The organism is Streptomyces sp. MNU76, from assembly GCF_020982545.1.
Lineage (GTDB): Bacteria > Actinomycetota > Actinomycetes > Streptomycetales > Streptomycetaceae > Streptomyces.
In genome coordinates, this window is sequence record NZ_JAJKLK010000005.1 from 75,738 (window position 1) to 95,389 (window position 19,652).

General features: G+C 71.8%; 10 protein-coding genes and 2 pseudogenes. 10 read left to right on the top strand and 2 right to left on the bottom strand.

From position 1 onward, the window contains the following. Nucleotides 1-51 precede the first annotated feature (51 nt). From E4N62_RS13700 to E4N62_RS13720, 5 genes and pseudogenes are all read left to right on the top strand, one after another. Nucleotides 52-988, top strand: a pseudogene (locus E4N62_RS13700) (cobalamin biosynthesis protein). After that, entirely contained in the window at nucleotides 985-2,493 is a 1,509-nt protein-coding gene (locus tag E4N62_RS13705) for a cobyric acid synthase (RefSeq protein ID WP_230214320.1), read from the top strand. Before E4N62_RS13700 ends, E4N62_RS13705 begins: the two are co-directional and overlap by 4 nt. A gap of 187 nt (nucleotides 2,494-2,680) precedes the next feature. Beyond that, nucleotides 2,681-4,753, top strand: a complete 2,073-nt coding sequence (locus E4N62_RS13710) for a putative cobaltochelatase (RefSeq protein WP_230214321.1) — start codon at nucleotides 2,681-2,683, stop codon at nucleotides 4,751-4,753. Then, nucleotides 4,754-5,353 (top strand): cob(I)yrinic acid a,c-diamide adenosyltransferase, encoded by a 600-nt coding sequence (gene cobO / locus E4N62_RS13715; RefSeq protein ID WP_033529174.1) that lies wholly within the window; start codon nucleotides 4,754-4,756, stop codon nucleotides 5,351-5,353. Between the two features lie 4 nt (nucleotides 5,354-5,357). Next, nucleotides 5,358-6,722 (top strand): cobyrinate a,c-diamide synthase, encoded by a 1,365-nt coding sequence (locus tag E4N62_RS13720; RefSeq protein ID WP_230214322.1) that lies wholly within the window; start codon nucleotides 5,358-5,360, stop codon nucleotides 6,720-6,722. Between the two features lie 85 nt (nucleotides 6,723-6,807). Here the strand turns inward: E4N62_RS13720 and E4N62_RS13725 are convergent, their stop codons facing one another. Beyond that, nucleotides 6,808-7,536, bottom strand: coding sequence for a ZIP family metal transporter (locus tag E4N62_RS13725; RefSeq protein ID WP_230214324.1), 729 nt, complete (start codon nucleotides 7,534-7,536; stop codon nucleotides 6,808-6,810). On the opposite strand from E4N62_RS13725, the pseudogene E4N62_RS13730 reads away from it, so the two are divergent. The 5 genes and pseudogenes from E4N62_RS13730 to E4N62_RS13750 all read left to right on the top strand — a co-directional run. Further along, a pseudogene (locus tag E4N62_RS13730) lies at nucleotides 7,535-8,008 on the top strand (cobalamin biosynthesis protein); the annotation flags it as partial. The gene E4N62_RS13725 and the pseudogene E4N62_RS13730 overlap by 2 nt on opposite strands. Nucleotides 8,009-8,290: 282 nt before the next feature. Further along, a complete protein-coding gene (locus tag E4N62_RS13735) occupies nucleotides 8,291-9,211 on the top strand; it encodes a sirohydrochlorin chelatase (RefSeq protein ID WP_230214844.1) in 921 nt (306 codons plus the stop codon). Continuing rightward, nucleotides 9,201-10,340: an Rv2231c family pyridoxal phosphate-dependent protein CobC gene (gene cobC / locus E4N62_RS13740; protein WP_230214326.1), complete on the top strand. Its 1,140-nt coding sequence runs from the start codon at nucleotides 9,201-9,203 to the stop codon at nucleotides 10,338-10,340. Before E4N62_RS13735 ends, cobC begins: the two co-directional genes overlap by 11 nt. Nucleotides 10,341-11,053: 713 nt before the next feature. Continuing rightward, nucleotides 11,054-18,064: a polymorphic toxin-type HINT domain-containing protein gene (locus E4N62_RS13745; RefSeq protein ID WP_230214328.1), complete on the top strand. Its 7,011-nt coding sequence runs from the start codon at nucleotides 11,054-11,056 to the stop codon at nucleotides 18,062-18,064. Continuing rightward, nucleotides 18,061-18,501 (top strand): hypothetical protein, encoded by a 441-nt coding sequence (locus E4N62_RS13750; protein ID WP_230214330.1) that lies wholly within the window; start codon nucleotides 18,061-18,063, stop codon nucleotides 18,499-18,501. Before E4N62_RS13745 ends, E4N62_RS13750 begins: the two co-directional genes overlap by 4 nt. A 56-nt stretch (nucleotides 18,502-18,557) precedes the next feature. Here E4N62_RS13750 and E4N62_RS13755 read toward each other — a convergent pair whose 3' ends face one another. Then, nucleotides 18,558-19,649 carry an amidohydrolase family protein gene (locus E4N62_RS13755; protein ID WP_230214332.1) on the bottom strand — a complete coding sequence of 364 codons (1,092 nt, stop codon included), beginning with the start codon at nucleotides 19,647-19,649 and terminating at the stop codon, nucleotides 18,558-18,560. Between the last annotated feature and the right edge of the window lie 3 nt (nucleotides 19,650-19,652).

Sequence of the window (19,652 nt, forward strand, 5' to 3'; positions counted from 1 at the left end):
GTTCGGGGCCCGACGCCCGCCCCCTGCCCGACCCCGTGAACGGCTGAACCGGTGCGTGCCGATCGCGTGTTCGCGTACGGCGCCACCGCCGGAATCCTCGGTGACCTGCTGCTCGGTGATCCTCGCCGGGGGCATCCGGTCGCCGCGTTCGGGCGGGCCGCCGGCGCCGTGGAGCGGGTGTTGTGGCGGGACCACCGGGGTGGGGCGCTGCACACCGCCGTGTGCGCGGGTGGCGCCGTGGCGCTCGGGGCGGTCGCCTCGTCCGCCGTACGCCCGTCGCGTGCCGCCTCCGTCGCGTTGACCGCCGCCGCCACCTGGGCCGTCGTCGGGGGACTTCGCTCGGGCGGGAGGCCCGGGCGGTCGGGCGGTCACTGGAGGCGGGGGACGTCGACGGCGCGCGGGCCCGCCTGCCGCATCTGTGCGGACGGGACCCCAGGCGCTCGACGCGGACGGGATCGCGCGGGCGGTCGTGGAGTCCGTCGCCGAGAACACGTCGGACGCGGTGGTGGGGGCGCTCGTGTGGGGAGCGGTGGCGGGTGTGCCCGGGCTGCTGGGGTTCCGGGCCGTCAACACGCTGGACGCCATGGTCGGACACCGGTCGGAGCGGTACCGGCGGTTCGGCTGGGCCTCCGCGCGGCTGGACGACGTGGTGGGGTGGCCGGGAGCACGACTGACGGCGGTGCTGGCCGCGGCCTCCGGCGGGGACGCCCGGGGGGCCGTACGGGCCTGGCGCGCCGACGCGCGCAGACATCCGAGCCCCAACGCGGGGCCCGTGGAGGCGTCGTTCGCGGGGGCGCTCGGAGTGCGGATGGGGGGCACGTTGTCGTACGGGGGGCAGGTCGAGCATCGGCCTGTGCTCAATGGGGAGGGACGCGCCGTCGACGTGGGCGACATCGAGCGGGCCGTGCGGTTGTCCCGGCGGGTCGGATGGCTGGCTCTGGGGATCGGTGCGGGTGTGTCGCTGCTGCGGTCGAGGAGTCAGGGATGAGTGGCGGGCTGTTGGTCGCCGGGACCACCTCCGACGCCGGGAAGAGCGTGGTCACCGCCGGGATCTGCCGGTGGCTGGTGCGCCGTGGCGTCAAGGTCGCGCCCTTCAAGGCGCAGAACATGTCGCTCAACTCCTTCGTGACGAAGGAGGGAGCCGAGATCGGGCGGGCGCAGGCCATGCAGGCCCAGGCCTGCCGGGTGGAGCCCACCGCGCTCATGAACCCCGTGCTGCTCAAGCCCGGTGGCGAGCGCAGCAGTCAGGTGGTGCTGCTGGGGAAGCCCGTGGGCGAGATGAGTGCGCGCGGCTATCACGGAGGGCGGCAACAGCGGCTGCTCGGAACCGTGTTGGACTGCCTCACCGAACTGCGGGGCACGTATGACGCGGTGATCTGCGAGGGGGCCGGCTCTCCGGCCGAGATCAATCTGCGGCGGACCGACATCGTCAACATGGGGATCGCCCGGAACGCCGGGCTGCCCGTGCTCGTGGTCGGGGACATCGACCGCGGTGGGGTGTTCGCGTCGTTCTTCGGGACCGTCGCGCTGCTCTCCCCCGAGGACCAGGCCCTGGTCGCCGGGTTCCTCGTCAACAAGTTCCGGGGCGACGTCTCCCTGTTGGAGCCGGGGCTGGACATGCTGCACGGGCTCACCGGGCGACGGACGTACGGCGTGCTGCCGTTCCGGCACGGGCTCGGCATCGACGAGGAGGACGGGCTGCGGGTCTCGCTGCGGGGGACGGTACGGGAGTCGAACGTCGCGCCGCCCGTCGGGGAGGACGTGCTGCGGGTCGCCGTGTGCGCGGTGCCGTTGATGTCCAACTTCACCGATGTGGACGCGCTCGCCGCCGAACCCGGTGTGGTCGTGCGGTTCGTGGACCGGGCCGAGGAGCTGGCCGACGCCGATCTCGTCGTCGTCCCGGGGACCCGGAGCACGGTCCGGGCACTGGAGTGGCTGCGGGAACGGGGACTCGCCGAGGCGCTGCTGCGCCGGGCCGCCGAGGGGCGGCCGGTCCTCGGCATCTGCGGGGGGTTCCAGGTCCTCGGGGCGCACATCGAGGACGACGTCGAGAGCCGCCGGGGGCATGTCCCGGCGCTCGGGATGCTTCCCGTCCGGGTGCGGTTCGCCCCGGAGAAGACGCTCACCCGGCCCGTCGGGGAGGCCCTCGGGGAGCGGGTCGAGGGATACGAGATCCATCACGGGGTCGCCGAGGTACTGGGCGGCGAACCGTTCCTGGACGGGTGCCGGGTCGGGCAGATCTGGGGCACGCACTGGCACGGGTCGCTGGAGTCGGACGGGTTCCGGCGGGCCTTCCTGCGCGAGGTGGCCGCCGCGTCGGGGCGCCGGTTCGTACCGGCCCGGGACACCTCGTTCGCCGCGCTGCGCGAGGAGCAGCTCGACCGGCTCGGCGACCTGATCGAGGAGCACGCGGACACGGACGCGCTGTGGCGGCTCATCGAGTCGGGGGCGCCGACGGGGTTGCCGTTCGTGCCGCCGGGGGCGCCGGGATGAGGGCGCCGGGGCATCCCCGCCGGGGGAGGGAGCGTCGGCTGCCGGCCGGTGGGACTTCTCGCGCCCACGCGGCGGAGCCGCAGATATCACAGCTTCGCGCCCCTGAGAGGCAGGGGCTGCGCCCCGTTCCCTTCCTCCCGTTCATCCGCACTCGTCTCGCTCATTCACCCCTAGGAGGGACCACCGCGTGAGCACGCACTTCCCCTTCACCGCCGTCGTCGGGCAGGACGACCTGCAACTCGCCCTGCTTCTCAATGCCGTCTCGCCGCGCATCGGCGGTGTGCTGGTGCGCGGTGAGAAGGGCACCGCCAAGAGCACCGCCGTGCGGGCGCTCGCGGCGCTGCTGCCGGAGGTGGAGGTCGTCGTCGGCTGCCGGTTCTCCTGCGACCCCGTGAAGCCGGACCCGGCGTGTCCGGACGGGCCGCACGAGCCGGCGTTCGAGACCCGGCCCTCGCGCATGGTCGAGCTGCCCGTCGGCGCCTCCGAGGACCGGCTCGTCGGCGCCCTCGACATCGAACGGGCGCTCTCCGAGGGTGTGAAGGCCTTCGAGCCCGGCCTGCTCGCGGACGCGCACCGGGGCATCCTCTACGTCGACGAGGTGAACCTGCTCCACGACCACCTCGTCGACCTGCTGCTCGACGCGGCCGCGATGGGTGCCTCGTACGTGGAGCGCGAGGGCGTCTCCGTACGGCATGCCGCACGGTTCCTGCTGGTCGGGACGATGAACCCCGAGGAGGGCGAGCTGCGGCCGCAGTTGCTCGACCGGTTCGGGCTGACCGTGGAGGTCGCGGCCTCGCGGGAGCCGGACCAGCGGGTGGAGGTCGTCCGGCGGCGGCTCGCCTACGACGACGATCCGGCCGGTTTCGCGGCCCGTTGGGCGGACGAGGAGGCCGACGTACGGCAACGGATCGTCGCGGCACGGGAGTTGCTGCCGTCGGTGGTGCTGGGCGACGGGGCGCTGCTGCAGATCGCGGCGACCTGCGCGGCCTTCGAGGTGGACGGGATGCGGGCCGACATCGTGATGGCCCGGACGGCGACCGCGCTGGCCGCGTGGGCCGGGCGGACCGAGGTGCTCGCGGAGGACGTGCGCCGGGCCGCGCTGCTCGCGCTGCCCCACCGCAGGCGCAGGAACCCGTTCGACGCGCCCGGGCTCGACGAGGACAGGCTCGACGAGACGCTGGAGGAGTTCGCGGAGCCGCCGCGGAACGCGAACGACCCGGGCGACTCGAACGACCCCGACCACTCCGGTGACCCTGGCGACTCGCCGGACGAGGATCCGGACCCCGGGCCGGACGGTCCCGGTGGCGGCGGACGGCCGCCCGCTCCGGAGTCCGACGGGCCGCAGGGCGGCGAGGGTGGCGCGCCGCCCCAGTCCGGCGAGGGTGTACCGGCGCAGGCCCCGGCCGCCGGGGAGCAGTCCGCCGTACGGGCCGCCGAGCCGTTCCGTACGAAGGTGCTCAGCGTGCCGGGGCTCGGGGAGGGTGCTGCCGGGCGGCGTTCGCGCGCGCGGACCGAGCACGGGCGCACGACCGGGGCGCGCAGGCCCCGTGGCGCGCTGACCAAGCTGCATCTGGCGGCGACCGTGCAGGCCGCCGCCCCGCATCAGCGGACCCGGGGGCGGTCCGGACCGGGGTTGGTGGTGCGCCGGGACGATCTGCGGCAGGCGACCAGGGAGGGGCGCGAGGGCAATCTCGTGCTGTTCGTGGTCGACGCCTCCGGATCGATGGCGGCCCGGCAGCGGATGGGCGCCGTGAAGGGCGCGGTGCTGTCGCTGCTGCTCGACGCCTACCAGCGGCGGGACAAGGTGGGCCTGGTGACGTTCCGGGGGTCGGCCGCCGATGTGGCGTTGCCGCCGACCTCGTCGGTGGACGCGGCGGCGGCCCGGCTGGAGTCGTTGCCGACGGGCGGGCGGACGCCGCTGGCGGCCGGGCTGCTCAAGGCGCACGACGTGCTGCGGGTGGAGCGGCTGCGGGACCCCGCGCGACGGCCGCTGGTCGTGGTGGTCACGGACGGCCGGGCGACCGGCGGGCCGGAGCCCGTCGCGCTCGCCGGGCGGGCGGCACGGCTGTTCGCGGCCGAGGGCCTCGCGTCCGTGGTGGTGGACTGCGAGTCGGGCCATGTCCGGCTGGGGCTCGCCGGGCGGCTGGCGGGTGAACTGGGCGGTACGGCGGTGACGTTGGACGAGCTGCGGGCGGACTCCATCGCCGGGCTGGTACGGGATGTACAGGGAACGCAGAGGACTTCTGGGAGGGCGGCGTAGATGCCTCAGGGACAGCCGAGTGTCGTACCGGACGACGGACTGACGACTCGTCAGCGCAGGAATCGTCCGCTGGTGTTCGTGCACACGGGCATCGGCAAGGGGAAGTCCACCGCCGCGTTCGGGCTCGCGCTGCGGGCCTGGAACCAGGGGTGGCCGATCGGGGTGTTCCAGTTCGTCAAGTCGGCGAAGTGGAAGGTCGGCGAGGAGAACGCGCTGCGGGTGCTCGGGGCGTCCGGTGAGGGCGGGTCCGTGGACTGGCACAAGATGGGCGAGGGCTGGTCGTGGGTGCAGCGCGACGGTCAGATGGACAACGAGGACAAGGCCCGCGAGGGCTGGGAGCAGGTCAAGCGGGACCTCGCGGCCGAGACGTACAAGCTGTACGTGCTGGACGAGTTCGCGTACCCGCTGCACTGGGGGTGGATCGACACCGACGAGGTGATCGACGTACTGCGCAACCGGCCCGGGACCCAGCATGTGGTGATCACCGGGCGGAACGCGCCCGAGAAGCTCGTCGACTTCGCGGACCTCGTGACCGACATGTCGAAGGTCAAGCACCCCATGGACGCGGGCCAGAAGGGCCAGCGGGGCATCGAGTGGTGACATCGTGACGTCCTACACCTCGCTTCCCTCCGTGCCCCGGCTGGTGATCGCCGCGCCCTCGTCGCGCAGCGGCAAGACCACCGTGGCCACGGGGTTGATGGCCGCGCTCACCGAGCGGGGGCTCGCCGTGTCCCCGCACAAGGTGGGGCCGGACTACATCGACCCCGGTTACCACGCGCTCGCGAGCGGGCGGGTGGGTCGGAACCTCGACGCGTACCTGTGCGGGCCCGAGCTGGTCGCGCCGCTCTTCGCGCACGGCGCGCGCGGGTGCGACATCGCCGTCGTCGAGGGTGTGATGGGGATGTTCGACGGCGCCTCGGGGCAGGGTGAGCTGGCGTCCACCGCGCATGTGGCGAAGCTGCTGCGGGCACCGGTGGTGCTGGTCGTGGACGCGTCGTCGCAGTCGCGATCGGTGGCGGCGCTGGTGCACGGGTTCGCCTCCTGGGACCCCGAGGTGCGGATCGGGGGCGTGATCCTCAACAAGGTCGCCTCGGACCGGCACGAGGAACTGCTGCGGGACGCCCTGGAGTCGACCGGTGTGCCCGTGCTGGGGGTACTGCGGCGGGCCCCGCAGGTGGACACGCCGTCCCGGCATCTGGGACTGGTCCCGGTCGCCGAGCGGCAGGCCGCCGCGTTGGAGGCCGTGGCGGCGATGGCCGCGCAGGTCCGGGCCGGGTGCGATCTGGAGGCGCTGGTGGCGCTCGCCCGCAGTGCCGGGGCGTTGTCGGGGCCGGTGTGGGAGCCGCCCGTCGCGGCCACGGGCCGACGGAAGGTGGTCGCCGTGGCCGGTGGGCCCGCGTTCACCTTCTCCTACGCCGAGCACGCCGAGCTGCTGACCGCCGCCGGTGCCGAGGTGGTCGTCTTCGATCCGCTGCGCGACGAGCAACTGCCCGACGGGACGAGCGGGTTGGTGATCGGCGGCGGGTTCCCCGAGATGTACGCCGCCGAGCTGTCCGCCAACGAGCCGTTGCGCAAGGCCGTCGCCGAGCTGGCGTTCGGCGGGGCTCCGGTGGCCGCCGAGTGCGCCGGGCTGCTCTATCTGTGCCGGGAGCTGGACGGACGGCCCATGTGCGGTGTGCTCGACGCGACGGCGCGCATGGACGAGCGGCTGACCCTCGGATACCGCGACGCCGTCGCCGTGGGCGACAGCGTGCTGGCCCCTGCCGGGACCCGGATGCGGGCCCACGAGTTCCACCGGACGGTCGTCGAGCCGGGGGCCGGGCCCGCTCCCGCCTGGGGCATACGGTCCCCTCGGCCGCGGGTCGAGGGCTTCGTGCGGGGAGGGGTGCACGCGAGCTATCTGCACACGCACTGGGCGGCGGAGCCGGGGGTCGCACGGCGGTTCGTGGAGAGATGCCGGGTGTCGTGAGCGGTCGGTCGGGAGTTGTGTCGTGAGCGGTCGGTCGGGGGTGGTGAGCGGTTCGTCGGGTGGTGGTCCCGGTGGCCCGTCCCGTTCACTCCGCCACGCCCACCACCAGCCAGATGAAGGCCGCCCCGGCGACCGTGCACAGCAGGGTGGAGTGGGCCGGGTGTTCGTGGTGGGCCTCGGGGAGGATCTCGGCGGCGGCGAGATAGAGCAGGGCGCCGCCGAAGAAGCCGAGGTAGCAGCCGAGCAGGCCCTCCGGGATCGTGAACAGCAGCGTGGAGGCGGCTCCCGCCACCGGGGCCGCCGCGTCCGCGAACAGCATCGCGAGCGCGCGGCGGCGGGCGTTGCCGTACACGCTGGTGAGTGTGTACGTGTTGAAGCCGTCCGCGAAGTCGTGGGCGATCACCGCGAGGGCGACGGCGATGCCCATGCCCTCGCCGATCTGGAAGGCCGCGCCGATCGCGACGCCGTCCATGGCGCTGTGTCCGACCATCGCGGCCGCGGCCGTCAGACCCACCTGGGGCGTACGGCCGTTGTGCTCCTCCGCGCCGTGTGCCGCCTGGCGGACGGCCAGCAGGCGTTCCACCAGGTGGGCCAGGAGGAACCCGGCGACGAACAGCAGCAGCGCGGCGGGGACGCCGAAGATCTCGTCGCCGGCGGCCTCCAGTGCCTCGGGGAGCAGGTCGAGGCCGACCACGCCCAGCATCAGGCCGCCGGCCAGGCCGAGCACGAGGTGACGGCGGTCCGTCACCCGTTGTGCCGTCCAGCCGCCGAGCAGGGTCATCAGGAACGCGCCGAGTGCCACGAAGACCGCCATGGGTCTTTGCTACCGGAAGAGGGGGGCCTCTTGGCTGCGGCGCCCCGGGGTGGTGTGGAGTACGGAGGTCGGATGCCGGGTGCGGGTCCGTGGGGGCCGGTCGCGCAGTTCCCCGCGCCCCTGGAAGACGGGCGTGGCTGTGGTTGAGCATGTGAGCGGCTCTCTCGTGGTGGGTGTGGGGGCCTCCGCGGGGGTGTCCGTGGTGGAGGTTCTCGGGCTGGTCTCGGGGGTGTTGCGGGATGCCGGGCTGTCGGTCGAGGCCGTCGTCGCGCTGTCCACCGTCGATGCCAAGGCCGGTGAACCCGGCCTCGTCCAGGCCGCCGTGCGGCTCGGGGTCCCCCTGGTCACCCACTCCGCAGCCGAGTTGGCCGCCGTGACGGTGCCCAACCCCTCCGACGTCGCCCTCGCCGCCGTCGGTACCCGGTCCGTCGCGGAGGCCGCCGCACTCGTCGGTGGGGGAGAACTCCTCGTGCCGAAGCGGAAGTCGGAGTCGGTGGACGGGCGGGCGGGGCGGGTGACATGTGCCGTCGCGACGGCGAACCCTGGCTTCACCGGGCCCGGCGGGGTCGGCATGATGATCGTCGTGGCAGTGGCCGCGGTCGTCGCGAGACATGATGAACGTGTGACCGCCGCCGACCCGCCCCGAACGCCCCGCGTCCCGACCGCCCCACCCCACCCTTATTCCGACGCTCGCCCCTCCCCGCCCCCACCGCTTCCGCTTCCGAGGAGACACCGTGACCACCCGCCGCCCGCCCTGCTCATCGCCGGTCACGGCACCCGGGACGACGCCGGGGCCGAGGCGTTCCCCGCCTTACTGCGCGAGCTGGGGCGCCGCCACCCCGGGCTGCCCGTCGGGGGCGGCTTCGTCGAGCCGTTCCGGCCGCCGCTGGGCAATGCCGTGACCGGGCTGGTGGAGCACGGCGTACGGCGGTTCGTCGTCGTCCCGCTGGCGTGGGAGACCGCCGGGCGCGCGGTCGCGGACGTGGAAGCGGCGCTGGACCGCGTACGGGAGCGGCACCCGGAGGTGTCGTACGGCCGCGGCCGTCCCCCGGGTCCGCAGCCCGCGCTGCTGAACCTGCTGGAGCGGCGGGTCGAGGAGGCGCTGGGGTCGTCCGCGCCGAGGGCCCCGGGCGACCGGGCCGAGGTGACCGTTCTGCTCGTCGGGCACGGGTCCACCGATCCCGAGGCCAACGCCGAGGTGCACAGGGCGGCCCGGTTGTTGTGGGAGGGGCGCGGGTACGCGGGTGTGGAGACGGCGTTCGTGTCGTCGGCGGCGCCGGACGTGCCGAGCGGTCTCGACCGGTGCGTACGGCTGGGCGCGCGGCGGATCGTCGTCCTGCCGTACTTCCCGCTCGACGGCGGGCCGGCGGACCGGGTACGGCAGCAGACCGAGGGCTGGTCTGCCGCGCGCCCGGAGATCGAGGTACGGTCGGCCGATGTCATCGGACCGGAGCCGGAGCTGCTCGATCTGATCGTGGAGCGGTACCGGGAGGCGCTGGAGGGCGACCCGCACATGCACCGCGATTCCCACGACTCCACCGTGCCCGGAGGCACTCCGCCCGGCGGCGGGAACAGCCCCGGGCTGCCGCGCCGGCCACACGTCCGCCCGGACGACGACGGGTACGACGGTCACGATCATCACCACTGGGGACACACGCACTCCCATGCACACTGAATCCGACTCCGGGAGCAGGCACGGCCTGCGGAACGGACACGACGACTCGCGGAACACGGGCCAGGTCCTGCCTGCCGCCGGTCATGACCTGCGGCATCACGGCGACGCCGAGGTGCGCGACGACGGGGCGAAGCTCATCGACCTCGCCGTGAACGTCCGGGCCGACACGCCGCCCGTCTGGCTGCGGGAGCGGATAGCCGGGTCGCTGACCGGGCTGGCCGCCTACCCCGACGGTCGGGAGGCGCGGGCGGCGGTGGCGGCCCGGCACGGGCTGCCGGTGGAGCGGGTCCTGCTCACCGCGGGCGCCGCCGAGGCCTTCGTCCTGCTGGCCCGTGCCCTGAGGGTCCGCCATCCGGTGGTCGTGCACCCGCAGTTCACCGAACCCGAGGCCGCGCTGCGGGACGCCGGGCACACCGTGGACCGGGTGCTGCTGCGGGAGTCGGACGGCTTCCGGTTGGATCCGGCGGCCGTGCCGGAGGACGCGGACCTGGTGGTCGTGGGCAACCCGACCAATCCGACATCGGTGCTGCACCCGGCGGAGTCCCTCGCCCGGCTCGCCCGGCCGGGGCGTACGCTGGTGGTCGACGAGGCGTTCATGGACGCGGTGCCGGGTGAGCGCGAGGCGCTGGCCGGGCGGACGGACGTGCCCGGCCTCGTGGTCCTGCGCAGCCTCACCAAGACCTGGGGGCTGGCCGGGCTGCGGATCGGTTACGTCCTCGCCGAGCCCGGGACGATCGCCGGGCTGGAGCGCGCCCAGCCGCTGTGGCCGGTGTCCACGCCCGCCCTCGCGGCGGCCGAGGCGTGTGTCTCGGACCGGGCGCTGGCGGAGGCCGCCGATGCGGCGGGTCGCGTCGTCGCCGACCGGGCCCATCTGGTCGCGGGGCTGCGGGAGTTCGCCCCCGACGGCCTGGTCGTGGCCGAGCCCGCCGAGGGCCCGTTCGTGCTGATCCGGCTGCCCCGCGCGACCGCCGTACGACGGCATCTGCGCACGCTCGGCTACGCCGTCCGCCGCGGTGACACCTTCCCGGGGCTGGACGACGCGTGGCTGCGCCTGGCGGTCCGCGACCGGGCCACGGTCAACGGGTTCCTCCAGGCGCTGGACCGGGCGATGACGCTGGCGGACCGCTGAGCGGAGGGACTCAGCGCTCCGCCCGCGCGGTGGCCGGGTGGTTGGGGTGTCAGGGCGTGGGCGGGCGAGGGTCGGCACCGCGAGCTGTGCTCGCAGTGCGTCTTGACGCCCGTCCCGTGGGCGAAGTCCTGCCACTTACCGCGCCCGAACGACGTGTTGGCGCCGTCCGGGACGGAGGGCTTCGCGACGCAGGCCCAGACGTGGAGCACCGGGCAGCCGGTCTTCTTGTCGCGCGTTCCGGCAGCCGAGGGGCCCGGTCGCGCAGGCTTTGCCGCAGTGTCAGTGGGGCCGTCGCCGAGTGGTGCCCGGACGTCCCCTCGGGTGGCCCGGCGTCGTCGGCCACGGCCCAGCACCCTTCGCGTACGGGCGTGCAGGCCGGGACATGGACACGGTGCACCCGCACCTCCCGGGGGCCGTGCACCACGCTGAGCGTCTCGAAGTCGGAGTGAGGGGAAGTCAACACGTCTTCATAGGCCGGTCAACAGCTCTGGCAGAGACGGGAGTCGCACCCGGTGACCGGATCCGGCGCCCCCCGCTTCCGCAGCTTCACACCGTCTCACCCGTCCGTCCAGGACTTCTCCGCAACGTTCGCAGTCCGGAATTCGCCCCTCTATTTGACATGTCATTGACACGACTTTGGGGGGTCTTGGTAGACAGTTGCGCCCGGCGATTCCTGTGCGACCCCTGTGCTCACGGGGAACAAGGAGCCCTTCATGGCAGCCTTAGACCACACCCGCGTCCGTATCCGCCTCCGCCGCGTCCGCCTTCGCCGTTTCCGCCTCCGCGCCGCCCTGGTCGGCACCGTGGCCACGGCCCTGATCATCGGCAGCGCACCGGCCACCCCCGCCAGAACCGGCGAGGCGAGACCCGCCGCCGCTGCCGAACCCGACAACAGCGACCCCCGCGAGGGCTGGAGACCCGCCAGCGAACTCGCCGAGGACGAGGACGACCCTGGCCTCCTCGATCGTCTCTTCGGTGACCGCGAGGACGGCGAGGAGATCGACCGAGGCGACGACCACAAGCCGCCCCGCATCCGGCTGGATCGTTCCCGGGGCTCGTCCTCCCTGACCCACCGGGGCGTCTCGGGCGACGCCGACGGTGTCCGCATCGCCGCGCCCCGCACCACGCACGCCACCGGCGCCGACCTCTCCTGGAGCGCGTACCGGGGCAAGGACCTGCGGGAGTACGAGGTCCACCGCGCCACGAAGAAGGACTTCACCCCGACCGACGAGACCCTCCTCGCCCCCGTCGACCGCGACACCCGCACCTTCGCCGACCGCACCGCGCCCCCGGCGCTCGACGGCAAGGGCAAGAGCGACGGCAAGGGCAAGGGCAAGGGCAAGACCTACCACTACCGGATCGTCGTCCGTACCCAGCAGGGCAGGCTGCTGGCCGGCCCCGCCCGCACGGTCGAACTGCCGCCGCCGGGCCAGGTCGCCGAGGGGGCGAAGCTGCTCGCCGCCCCCGAGGACGAGACCTACTTCCTGCCCTACACGCCGGCGCGGATGATCCCCGGCGAGAAGGCCACCGTCGAGGCGACTCTCACCAACACCACGGACACGGTGTGGAAGAAGGGCAAGCACGTCCTGTCGTACCGCTGGTACCTGGACGGCAAGGACGTCACCAACCTCCTCAACAAGGACGCGACCGGGCTGCCCGAGGACGTGGCACCCGGTGAGACGGTCACCTTCGACGCGGAGTTGAAGGCCCCGGTGCCGGTCGACCCGCTCGACAAGCGGCTGACGTTCGGCCTGGAGTGGGACCTCAGGGACAGGACCACCGGCGACTGGCTGTCCGAGACGGAGGAGGTGCCGCCCTCCAAGCACCAGGTCACCGCCGAGTACCCGACCTCCGACCAGCTCGGCCTGGAGGACTTCCACTCCTACGCCGGCAAGAACACCGGCGCGGGCTCGGCGCTGATGAGCAACCTTCACGCGGGCAACGCGGTGTGGTCGTACAACGCCTTCTCGAACCCGTCGCTCGGCTTCTCGACCTTCCTGCGGCTGGCCTACAACTCGCAGGACGCGTCCAGCACTCCGGCCGGATACGGCTGGTCGCTGCAGGCATCCTCGCCGGTCCGGCTGGGCACACCGCTGGACTTCCACCCGGCCGCACTGCTGCCCAAGCAGATCACGCTGACCGACGGCGACGGCACCAGCCACGTCTTCAGCAAGAACAAGAAGGGTGAGTGGGACTCCCCCGCCGGCGTCCACTTCCGGGTCAGGCAGCTGGAGAAGGACTGTCTGCTCCACCCCCACCAGCGCGAGGCCTGGGAGTTCCTGCGCCCGGACCGCACCCGGTTCCTCTTCGACTGCCAGGGCTACCCGAGCGCCCAGGTGGACAGGAACGGCAACCGGATGGAGTTCACGTACGAGGAGCGGCTGCTCGGGCACCCGTCGAAGCTGCTGAAGTACGTCACCGACGCAGAGGGCCGGCGCACGCTCACCGTCGACCACTGGGAGAAGGGCGAGGCGTACTCGTACGTCGACAAGGACGGGAAGGTGAAGGAGGGCAAGCACCTCCTCAATCCGTTCATCATCGACAAGGTCCGTTCGGTCACGGACGTCTCCGGGCGCCGGGTCGACCTCACCTTCACGGAGAAGGGCCTGCTGGCGCGGCTGACGGACGGCGCGAACGCGGCCGAGAAGCTGCGCAAGGTCTTCACGTTCCAGTACGGCAAGGAGTTCGACCACCCCGGCGTGAAGCTGGTCGAGGTCACCGATCCGCGCGGCAACTCCTCGAAGGTCGACTACGTCGGCCCGCACGACGACAAGGACCAACTGCACTACCTGGGGTACACCAAGGCGGTCACGGACCGGCTCGGCGGTGTGACCGCATACCGCTACAAGGACCCCGACGGCCATGACGGCAAGGGGACCGAGACGGTCGTCACCGACGCCGAGGGCAACCCCAGCACCCAGCGGCTGGACGGCTACGGCCGACCCGTGAAGCTCACCGACGCCAAGAAGCGGACCACGAAGCTGGGTTGGGACGCCGACAACAACGTCACGCGCCTGGAGGAGAACAACGGCGCCGCCCGCACCTGGAAGTACGACCCGAAGACGGGCTATCCGCTGGAGAGCCGGGACGCGGAGTCGGTGAAGAACGACCGGCCCGCCGCCACGCTCGCCTACGCGACCGGGGAGAACGGCTACATCGCCGACCTGGTGCGCCGGGTCTCCCCGGAGGGCCGTACCTGGCTCTTCGGCTACGACGCGCGCGGCAACATGACCTCGGTCACCGACCCGAAGGGCGTGGCGAGCGAGCCCGCGGACGACTACACCTCCACCAACGCCTACGACGCCCGGGGACGGCTCGTCTCCGCGACCGACGCGAACGAGCACACCACGAAGTTCGAGGACTACGACCCGTCCGGCTATCCGCGGGTGATCGTCGACGCCCTCGGCAACCGCACGCTGACGACGTACGACGTACGCGGCAACGTCACCGAGGTCGAGGAGGCCGACGGGGCGACGACCACGCAGACGTACGACGTGTTCGCGCGTCCGCTGGAGAACCGCAGGCCGAAGGACCAGCAGGCGGGCGAGTTCATCGTCACGCCCGCGCCGAAGTACGACGCCAACGACAACACGCTCGTGTTCACCGCCCCCAACGGGGTGTCGAGCAGCAGCGAGTTCGACGCCGCCGACCAGCTGCTGAAGTCCAGCCAGCCGGGTGACGAGGAGGGCGCGCCCGCACGGGTGTCGACCTTCACGTACGACAAGGTCGGCAACCAGCTGACCTCGACGGAGCCCAAGGGCAACCTGACCGAGGAGCCCGGCGACTTCACCTCGACGACGCGGTACGACGAGGTGTACCAGCCGATCGAGGCGGTCAACGCGGCGGGCAGGCGCGCCTCCGCCGTCTACAACGACGTCGGTGACCTGGTGAAGGTCGTCGACGCCCGCAAGAACGAGACCGAGGACCCCGACGACTACACCACCAGGTTCCGCTACGACCTCGACCACCGGCTCCTGGAGACGACCGACGCGATCGGCAAGTCGACGACGAGCACCTACGACTGGGACGGTCTGACGACCGCCACCACGGACGCCGAGGGCAACCGCACCGAGCTGGTCATCGACGCCCGCGGCGCCCTGGCCGAGGCACGGGTCCCGCACGACGACGGCGTGGTGCGCAGGACCCGCTTCGAGTACGACGAGGTCGGCAACCAAACCCGGGTCGTCACCCCGCGCGGCATGGAGACCGAGGACCCGAAGGACTTCGCCTCCGAGACCGTCTACGACGAGCTGAACCGCGTCAAGGAGACCCTGAGCCCCTTCGACCCGGACGACGACCGCTACAACACCCCCGACCGTACGACGTACGAGTACGACGCGCTGAGCCGGGTGAAGAAGGTCAGTGCCCCGCCGTCCGAAGGACAGAGCGTCCGCAACGAGACGGAGTACACCTACTTCGACACCGGCTGGATCAGAACGTCGGTCGACGCCTTCGACATCAAGAACTCCTACCGGTACAACGACCTCGGCCAGCAGATCCAGAACACCCTGAGCAGCGCGGGCGGCGCGGTCTCCCGCACCCTCGACTCCTCCTTCTACCCGAGCGGCGCCCTCAAGTCCCGCTCGGACGACGGGGTCCCGGTGGGCCTCCAGGTCGCCCTGGTCGACAACAGCGACATCAACAACACGGCGCAGCAGGGCACATGGGCCGCGGTCGACGCCGAGGGCTCGTACGGCTACGACGCGCAGACGCACGCGGCCGGTGCGGGCGAGGACCGCTTCGTCTGGCAGCTGACGATTCCGCAGGCCGGTGACTACACGGTCTACGTCCGGTACCCGAAGGTCGACGGGGCGGCGAAGGACGCCGCGTACGAGATCAAGCACAAGGACGGCGCCGGGACCAGAACCCTCGACCAGAGCGAACTCCCCGGTGAGTGGCGCTCCCTGGGCAAGTACGCCTTCGCCGAGGACACGGGTCAGGCCATCACCCTCACCGACAAGGCGACCGGCACGGTGGTCGCGGACGCGGTGCGGCTGGTCCGCGACCACGAGGGCGACACCGACAACGAGAAGAAGGACTTCTCCTACCGCTACGACGCCAACGGCAACCAGATCGAGATCGTCGACAACAGCCCCGGCGTCGAGACCGACCGCTACACCCTGGCCTACGACGAACTCAACCAGCTCACCGAGGTGGTGGAACACGACGGGGACAGCGTCCGCGACACGACCGCGCTGACCTACGACGCCAACGGCAACACGCTCACCACGACCCATGACCTGACCTGGAGCAAACTGGACTACGACGAGCTGGACCGGGTCGAGCGCATCACCAACGCGGCGTCGCCGACGGCGGACGACCGCCAGGTGACCTCGGTGGAGTACACGGCCCGGGGCGAGTTGGCGAAGCAGACGAAGCCGAACGGCAACGTCCTGACCGTCGACTACTACCTCGACGGCGCGACGAGGAAGACCACGGAGCGGCAGTCCGACGACACCCTCGTCGCCGAGCACGCCCTGAAGTACAACGCCAACGGCCACAAGGTCGAGGACGTCCTGAAGCTGATGGACGCCGACGACCACGGCTCGACGATCGACAACACGTACGCGTACACGTACGACCCGCAGGACCGCATCGCCAAGGTCGCCAAGACCGGCGACGACGAGAAGACGGAGGAGTACCGGCACGACGCGGCCGGCAACGTGGTCCGGCAGACGGTCGACGACACGACGACGACCCACCGCTACGACCGCAACCGTCTCCTGACGTCGACGGAGGACGGCGCGTCGTCGACGTACAACTACGACCCGCTCGGCCGCCTCGACACCGTCTCCTTCGGCGGCGAGACGATCCAGAAGTACCGTTACGACGGCTTCGACCGGCCGGAGTCGATCACGTCGGGCGCCGGTGACGCGGCGCGGACGACCCGTCTGACGTACGACGCGTTCGACCGCACGGTGAAGGAGTCGGTCGGCAGCGGCGACGACGCGAAGACCACGCTCTTCACCTACCTGGGAATCACCTCGAACTCCCTGAGGGAGGAGGTGACGGACGAGGGCGTCACCTCCTTCCAGTACGCCTCGTGGGGGCAGAAGCTCACCCAGATCAAGGACGAGGAAGACGATGAGGGCGCGGCCCCGGAGACCACGCAGTACCTCTACCACCCACACGGTGACGTGGAGGCGCTGACGGACAAGGACGGCACCACCAAGACGACGTACGGCTACACGGCGTACGGCAAGAACGACACGGCCCAGTTCACGGGCGCGGACAAGCCGGGTGCGGGCGGCGAGGCCGCGGAGCCGTACAACTCGTACCGCTTCAACTCCAAGCGCTACGACACGGCGTCGGGCACGTACGACATGGGTTTCCGCACCTACGACCCGGGCCTGAACCGCTTCCTCACCCGTGACATGTACGGCGGCGCCCTGGCCGACATGGGCCTGACGATGGACCCGTACACCGGCAACCGCTACGCCTTCGCCGGCGGCAACCCGATCTCGTTCATCGAGATCGACGGCCACCTGTTCGGCCTCTCCTGGTCCGACATCGGCCACGCCGCGCTGGACGTGGTCGGCCTGATCCCGGTCGTGGGCGAGGCCGCGGACCTGGCCAACTGCGGCTGGTACGCGGCCGAGGGCGAATACGTCGACGCGGCCCTGTCCTGCGCCTCGGCGATCCCGTTCGCGGGGTACGGGGCGACGGCGGCGAAGGCGGCCAAGTACGGCGACGAGGCGCTGGAGGCGCTGGACACGGCGAGCGACGTCGGCCGCAATGTCCCGTCGGGCGCGGCGACACCGCCGACGGGCGGCGCGAATCCCCGCCGACGGGCGGAGCCAACCCGCCCCGGCGCGCCGCCGACCCGCCCCCGACGGGGACGACCAACCCCGGCGGCGGACGCCCCGGCCCCGGCCGCTCCAAAACCGCCGGACGCGCCGCCGGCCTGCAAGAACAGCTTCGTCCCCGGCACCGAGGTCCTGATGGCCGACGGCACGACGAAGCCGATCGAGGACATCGAGATCGGCGACGAGGTCACGGCGTCGGACGTGGAGACGGACGACACGCAGGCCCGGACGGTCACCCGCACGATCACGGGCGACGGCACGAAGCACCTGGTCACCCTGACGATCGACACGGACGGCCGGGCGGGCGACGAGACGTCCACGATCACGGCGACGGAGAACCACCCGTTCTGGCTGCCCGACGTGGGCCACTGGGTGGACGCCGGAGAGCTGAAGCGTGGCCAGTGGCTGAGCACGGGTAGCGGCAGTTGGGTCCAGATCGCAGCCGTCGAGGCGCACACAGCACAGGCGACGGTTTACAACCTGACCGTGGCGGGCCTGCACACATATCACGTGCTGGCAGGCGCCGTTCCCGTCCTGGTGCACAACTGCAATGTAGAAGGTCCGGTTGACCATGTCGCTCTTGGTATGCGAGGTCATGATCTGAAGGGATTCGCCAGCACCGTTCAAGCTCGTCACCTCCTAGGAGCGCCGGACGCGACTTGGCGCGACGAGGTCCTGGGTGCGATCTCCAGGACGGGGAGGGGCGAAGGACGAATATCCTTCATGCTCGACGGTCTGCCCGGGGCAAGTCAGGGGCCGGCGAAGGCACTGAAGATCGCGCAGAACACAGCCCCCGCGCAGCGTCTGCATACGCAGTGGGAGTTGCTTCAGGTGGATGCGGCCAACCTCATGGGCAGAGTGGACTTCTACCGCTGGAATCGACGAGCCGGCAACTGGACTGGAGTCCCGTTCAAGTGACATACCGACTGGTGGATGGGCAACTCCCTCTGAACCTGCGAGGAGCTTTCAAACCGTGGGCCGTTGCGGTAGGCCACAGCAAGTTCCTGCTGCGCGGATTCTCGGGTGGCGAGGAAGGGGACGTCCCCAGGATCTTCGATGTCCTGTTCCAGGACGTTTCCCGGATCTCGCTGGCCGATCAGTACTCGGGTCTCAGCGTGTCGGATGCGGGACCAGACGCTTTGCGAAGCGAGGAGCAGAGGATTGGGCGCAGGTGGCGAGAGAGCAAACTCTTCCGAGTCTCCGAGGACGATCCGCTCGACTACGTCGTCGCGGGATACGTCTTTTGGGCGGAAGTTCGCATCCTCCCCACAGACCCAAGCCCTTTGATGCAGGAATCCCCTGCTCCTGACGCAATCGAGGGCGGCACGGTTTTCCGGGTGCGCGCGGACCGGTAGCCGGTGCATTCGAAACCCCGTCAGGTGTGTCCTGGCGGGGTTTCGGCGTGGGATGACTACCCCACGACCCGCCCGTTCAGCACCACCCTCGTCGGGGCTCCCAGCACGCGTACGTCCGTGCGGGGGTCCCGTTCGTACACCACCAGGTCCGCGGGGGCGCCCTCGTTCAGGCCGGGGCGGCCCAGCCACTCGCGGGCGTGCCAGGTGGTCGCCGCGAGGGCCTCCACCGGCGGGATTCCGGCCGTGACCAGTTCGGCGACCTCGGCGGCGACCAGGCCGTGGGCCAGGGAGCCGCCCGCATCCGTGCCCACGTAGACCGGGATGCCCGCGTCGTAGGCGTTGCGGACGGTGTCGTAGCGGCGTTCGTGGAGGCGGCGCATGTGCGCGGCCCAGTTCGGGAACTTGGCCTCGCCGCCGTCCGCCATCGTCGGGAAGGTGGCGATGTTGACCAGGGTCGGGACGATCGCGACGCCCCGGGAGGCGAAGAGCGGGATCAGGTCGTCCGTCAGTCCCGTCGCGTGTTCGATGCAGTCGATGCCCGCCTCGACGAGGTCACGGAGGGACGACTCGGCGAAGCAGTGCGCCGTCACGCGGGCGCCCAGGAGGTGCGCCTCCGTGATCGCCGCCTCGACCGCCTCACGCGGCCAGCACGGCGACAGGTCGCCCAGCCCCCGGTCGATCCAGTCCCCCACCAGCTTCACCCAGCCGTCCCCGCGGCGGGCCTCCCGGGCGACGTACGCGACCAGTTCGTCCGGTTCGATCTCGTGGGCGAAGTTGCGGATGTAGCGCCGGGTGCGGGCGATGTGGCGGCCGGCCCGGATGATGTTCGGCAGGTCGTCGCGGTCGTCGATCCAGCGGGTGTCGGAGGGGGAGCCCGCGTCGCGGATGAGGAGGGTGCCCGCGTCCCGGTCGGTCAGCGCCTGTTTCTCGGCGACGTCCTCCGGGACCGGGCCGTGCGGGCCGAGGCCGACGTGGCAGTGCGCGTCGACCAGGCCGGGGAGCGCCCAGCCCTGGATCGTGCGGATGTCCTGGGCGCCGGCCGGGCGGTCGTACGACACCCGGCCGTCGATCACCCACAGCTCGTCCCGGACCGCATCGGGTCCGACCAGGATCCGGCCCTTCACATGCAGCACCGCGCGCTCGTTCATGCA

Excerpts from the sequence above, each read along its gene's own strand:
- E4N62_RS13745 (WP_230214328.1), top strand. The coding sequence starts at position 11,054 with ATGGCAGCCTTAGACCACACCCGCGTCCGTATCCGCCTCCGCCGCGTC.
- cobC (WP_230214326.1), top strand. The coding sequence starts at position 9,201 with ATGCACACTGAATCCGACTCCGGGAGCAGGCACGGCCTGCGGAACGGA.
- E4N62_RS13755 (WP_230214332.1), bottom strand. The coding sequence starts at position 19,649 with ATGAACGAGCGCGCGGTGCTGCATGTGAAGGGCCGGATCCTGGTCGGA.
- E4N62_RS13725 (WP_230214324.1), bottom strand. The coding sequence starts at position 7,536 with ATGGCGGTCTTCGTGGCACTCGGCGCGTTCCTGATGACCCTGCTCGGC.
- E4N62_RS13705 (WP_230214320.1), top strand. The coding sequence starts at position 985 with ATGAGTGGCGGGCTGTTGGTCGCCGGGACCACCTCCGACGCCGGGAAG.
- cobO (WP_033529174.1), top strand. The coding sequence starts at position 4,754 with ATGCCTCAGGGACAGCCGAGTGTCGTACCGGACGACGGACTGACGACT.